Genomic DNA, 3,886 nt, shown 5'->3' on the forward strand with positions numbered 1-3,886 from the left:
CTTCAGCAGGGCGCAGGCGGCGGCGAACTCCTGGCGCCGCAGCGCCGCCAGTTCCTCGTCGGAGCGGGCGCCGCCGCGGTTGCGCGCGGCCTGGCCGGGAGTCAGGCAGACGACGTAGGTCTCGACGCCGCGCTCGCGGTAGAGGGCGAGCGAGCCGCCGAAGCCTCCAGCCTCGTCGTCGGGATGGGCGGTGATGCAGAGCAGGCGGAGCATGATCCTTTGCTTGGATACAGGACGGCCAGGCGAGGATTCTAGTTCTCCGGCGGGTCGGCGTCTTCCTCCGCCATGAACTCCAGCATCTCCTGGGTTGCGGTAGCGTTCCAGACCGGGGCAAAGGACTGGCGGTGCAGGGGCGATGGGCCGTGCGAGCGCAGGCTGCGCAGGTGGTGGGGCGTGCTGTAGCCCTTATTGGCGGCCAGGCCGTAGGCGGGATAGAGCCGGTCGAACTCCTCCAGCATGCGATCGCGCTCCACCTTGGCCAGGATGGAAGCGGCAGCGATAGAGGCGGAGCGCGCGTCGCCGTGGATGATGGAGGTCTGGGGGCAGGGGTGCTCGAGGCGCATGGCATCCACCAGCAGGTGGTCGGGGGCGGGAGCGAGCTGCGTGACTGCTTCCAGCATGGCCAGGCGCGAGGCCTGGTAGATGTTGATGCGGTCGATCATGGCGGCGTCCACGGCCGCGACCGCCCGGGCCAGCGAGTGCTCGCGGATCTTCTCCGCCAATTCCTCGCGGCGGGCGGCGGTCAGCAGCTTGGAGTCGCGCAGGCCGCGAATGCGGTGCTCGGGATCGAGGATGACGGCGGCCGCGACCACGGGGCCGAAGAGCGAGCCGCGCCCGGCTTCGTCCACCCCCGCCACCCGGCGCGCGCCCGCCGCCCAGGCCTGCTTCTCGAACTTCAGGGTGCAGCGCAGGCGCTTGAGCAGGCGCAGCTTGGCGGCCGCGGGCGAGAGCGGCAGGGAACCATCGGGTTGCGTCGGAGTGGCCACCGCGTGAGACCGACAACAGTGTTGCGCGGAATGCGCACGCGCGCAAGCGCGGAGTGAAGTGGGCGGGAGCTTTGCCGGGCGGGGTCCCCCGGCGGAAATTTTTGTCCCAAGCGCGCGCGAGGCGTTCTAAAGTAGAGACCCTGCTCGCATGGACATGGCCACGAACTCCTCCCTCAAGCCGCGCTACCAGGCCACCCTGGCGGTGATCAACGTCGCTCGCCCGGTGGTGGAGGTGCTGCAGCAGTGCTTCCGACAGTGCCGTATCGACACCCAGGCGTCCTCGCCCTCGGTGGAGCAGCTCCAGACCTCGGCCTTCGATGCCTGCGCCATTCGCCTGGATGCCGGCGCCGAGGCCTATCTGCAAGCGCTGCGCGCGGCCGACGGCAACCGCCGCTGCCTGGTCTATGGCTTCGGCTCGATCGAAGAGGCGCTGCGGCTCTCCGAGTACGGCGTCAACTGCCTCTTCGAAGGCGGGGCGGGCGCGGACGCCATCGCCCGCGAGGTGGAGAACACCTACCTGCTGCTGCTGCGCCAGTTGCGGCGCTACGTGCGCCTGCCGCTGATCACGGGGATGAAGGCGGTGACACCCCACCGCGGGACGCTGACCGGGGTGACGCGCGAGATCAGCGGCGGGGGACTGTCGGCCTACGCGGTGGAGGGGCTGGCGGTGGCGGACACGGCGCAGCTCCTGCTCGGCCTGCCCGGGCTCTCCGGCCTGGAGATCCCCGCCGTGGTGTGCTGGTGCCTGGAGACGCAGCGCACTACCGGCTTCCAGTTCCGCCCCTGCAACGACCGCCTACGGCTGAAGGCGTGGATCGACGGATACCTGGGGATGGAGTAGGGCGCGGCTTCCTGCCTGCGGCACAGCCAGAAAGAAAGCTCACCACAAAGGACACAATGGAGACACGAGGGGCACAAAGACCGGACAGCGGGTCTGGCCGGCGCTACCCTTCCTGCGTGCGCTCGGACTCGCGCAGGCGGGCGGACTTGCCCTTGCGTCCCCGCAGGTAGAAGAGCCGCGCCCGGCGCACCGCGCTGGACTTCAGCACCTCCACCTTGTCGATCACCTTGGAGTTGAGAGGGAAGATGCGCTCCACCCCGTGGCCGAAGCTGACCTTGCGCACGGTGAAGCTGGCCTGGGGCCCGTGAGTGCGCTTGATGACGATGCCCTCGAAGGCCTGCAGGCGCTCCTTGTCGCCTTCCTTGATCTTGACGTGGACGCGCACGCTGTCCCCGGGGTTGAGGGGCGGCAGATCGGTGCGCCGCACTTTGGCAAGCAGCTTCTCGATGACCAGTGAATTCGACATGTCGTTGTCCTCAGGATCTCCGCGGGCGGCCTGGGCCGCCCGGAATCATTGCCGTTGCCGGATCTCCGCCAGCAACTCGCGGTCTTCCTCGCTCAACGCCACCCGCTCCAGCAGCTCGGGGCGGTTGCGCAGAGTCTTCTCCAGGGCGCGGCCTCGCCGCCAGCGGCGGATCTGGTCGTGGTTGCCCGAGACCAGCACCTCCGGCACCGGCAGCCCCTGGTACTCCGCCGGGCGGGTGTAGTGCGGGTAGTCCAGCAACCCGCCCGAGGCGCAGGTGGAGACGGGCTTGCCCTCCTCCCTCCGCGCCACTCGCCCGCTGAACGACTCCTGCTCGGCCGAAGCCTGGTTGCCCAGCGCCCCGGGAAGCAGCCGGGTGACCGCATCCACGATCACCAGCGCCCCCAGTTCGCCGCCGCTGAGCACGTAGTCGCCGATGGAAACTTCGCGGTCGGCGAGATGCTCGCCCACGCGCTCGTCCACGCCTTCGTAGCGGCCGCAGAGCAGCACCACGCGCTCCAATGCGGCCAGTTCTTCCGCCGTCTCCTGGCCGAAGAGCCGCCCCTGCGCCGACAGCAGCACCACGGATTCCTTCGCTCCCGGCGCGCGGCGCGCGGCCTGCGGCTCCAGTCCCATGGCCGCGCAGCATTCGAACAGCGGCTCCGGCTTCAGCACCATGCCCTCGCCGCCGCCGAAGGGACGATCGTCTACGGTGCGGTGGCGGTCGTGGGTGAAGGCCCGCAGGTCGTGCACCCGGATGTCAATGAGCCCGGCCTCCTGCGCCCGGCGCACGATGCCGTGTTGCAGGGGCCCGCGAAAAAAGTCCGGAAATATGGTGACGATCTCGAACTTCATCGCGTACGGCGCCGCCCGCAGGCTGCGCCCCCCGACTTCCTACCTTTCCCGCTGCCGCTCTTTCTCCTCCGCGGTCAGGGGCGCGTCCAGTTCCAGCAGGCCCGGGGGCAGTGTCATCTCCACCCGCTTGGCCTGCGGGTCCAGCCGCTTCACATACTCGGCGGCGAAGGGGATCAACTGCTCCCTGCGCCCCGCCCGGACCACCAGCAGCGGGGCCTCGCCGGCGCCGAACTGCACTTCTTCGACGCGGCCGATCTCGGTCCCCTGCGCGGCCTCGACCACGATGCAGCCCAGCAGGTCGCTCACGTACACCGCACCCAGGGCCAGCGTCTCGCGCTCTTCCTGCGGGATCTGGATCTCGCAGCCGGCCAGCTCTTCCGCCGCGGCGATCGAATCCACGCCCCGGAACTTCAGCACCATGCCGCCCTTGTGGGGCCAGCAGGACTCCAGCTCCAGCTCGCGGCGCTCTCCCCGCGGAGAGAGCGCGAACAGGCGCTTGCGCTCCGCCAATCGCTCCGGAAAATCGGTGTGGAGTTCGGCGCTGACCTCGCCGCGCCGTCCCTGGGCCTTGAGCACGCGCGCGATGCTGATGAAGCTGTCGCTTATTCCAGGATCTCCAGCGTATAACGCTTCTTCAATTTCATGCCGGCGGCGCCCAGGATGGTGCGGATGGAGCGCGCCGTGCGCCCCTGCTTCCCGATCACCTTGCCCAAGTCGTTGGGGCCGACGCGCAGCTCCAGC

General features: G+C 69.5%; 7 protein-coding genes. 1 reads left to right on the forward strand and 6 read right to left on the reverse strand.

The genetic code is table 11. The features are described 5' to 3' along the window. Together VEG08_06200 and VEG08_06205 are read right to left on the reverse strand one after the other, a co-directional pair. On the reverse strand, positions 1-213 hold a 213-nt coding region (locus VEG08_06200), incomplete at its 3' end, for a PIG-L family deacetylase (protein HXZ27576.1). Positions 214-251: 38 nt separating this feature from the next. Next, complete coding sequence (locus VEG08_06205) at positions 252-986, reverse strand: ribonuclease HII (protein ID HXZ27577.1); 735 nt, start codon at positions 984-986, stop codon at positions 252-254. A 148-nt stretch (positions 987-1,134) separates the two neighbouring features. Between VEG08_06205 and VEG08_06210 the strand changes: the two genes are divergently transcribed. Further along, positions 1,135-1,827, forward strand: a complete 693-nt coding sequence (locus VEG08_06210; GenBank protein HXZ27578.1) for a PilZ domain-containing protein — start codon at positions 1,135-1,137, stop codon at positions 1,825-1,827. A 103-nt stretch (positions 1,828-1,930) separates the two neighbouring features. Here the strand turns inward: VEG08_06210 and rplS are convergent, their stop codons facing one another. Genes rplS through VEG08_06230 form a run of 4 tightly spaced genes read right to left on the reverse strand, consistent with a single transcriptional unit; the run spans position 1,931 to position 3,885 of the window. Continuing rightward, a complete protein-coding gene (gene rplS / locus VEG08_06215; GenBank protein ID HXZ27579.1) occupies positions 1,931-2,293 on the reverse strand; it encodes a 50S ribosomal protein L19 in 363 nt (120 codons plus the stop codon). Positions 2,294-2,338: 45 nt separating this feature from the next. Beyond that, positions 2,339-3,145 (reverse strand): tRNA (guanosine(37)-N1)-methyltransferase TrmD, encoded by an 807-nt coding sequence (trmD, locus tag VEG08_06220; protein HXZ27580.1) that lies wholly within the window; start codon positions 3,143-3,145, stop codon positions 2,339-2,341. A gap of 39 nt (positions 3,146-3,184) precedes the next feature. After that, positions 3,185-3,784 (reverse strand): ribosome maturation factor RimM, encoded by a 600-nt coding sequence (rimM, locus tag VEG08_06225; protein HXZ27581.1) that lies wholly within the window; start codon positions 3,782-3,784, stop codon positions 3,185-3,187. After that, entirely contained in the window at positions 3,748-3,885 is a 138-nt protein-coding gene (locus VEG08_06230) for a KH domain-containing protein (protein HXZ27582.1), read from the reverse strand. The genes rimM and VEG08_06230 overlap by 37 nt, the downstream gene beginning before the upstream one ends. Position 3,886 lies beyond the last annotated feature (1 nt).

The organism is Terriglobales bacterium (assembly GCA_035624475.1).
Lineage (GTDB): Bacteria > Acidobacteriota > Terriglobia > Terriglobales > Acidobacteriaceae > DASPRL01.

Excerpts from the sequence above, each read along its gene's own strand:
- VEG08_06210 (HXZ27578.1), top strand. The coding sequence starts at position 1,135 with ATGGACATGGCCACGAACTCCTCCCTCAAGCCGCGCTACCAGGCCACC.
- rplS (HXZ27579.1), bottom strand. The coding sequence starts at position 2,293 with ATGTCGAATTCACTGGTCATCGAGAAGCTGCTTGCCAAAGTGCGGCGC.
- trmD (HXZ27580.1), bottom strand. The coding sequence starts at position 3,145 with ATGAAGTTCGAGATCGTCACCATATTTCCGGACTTTTTTCGCGGGCCC.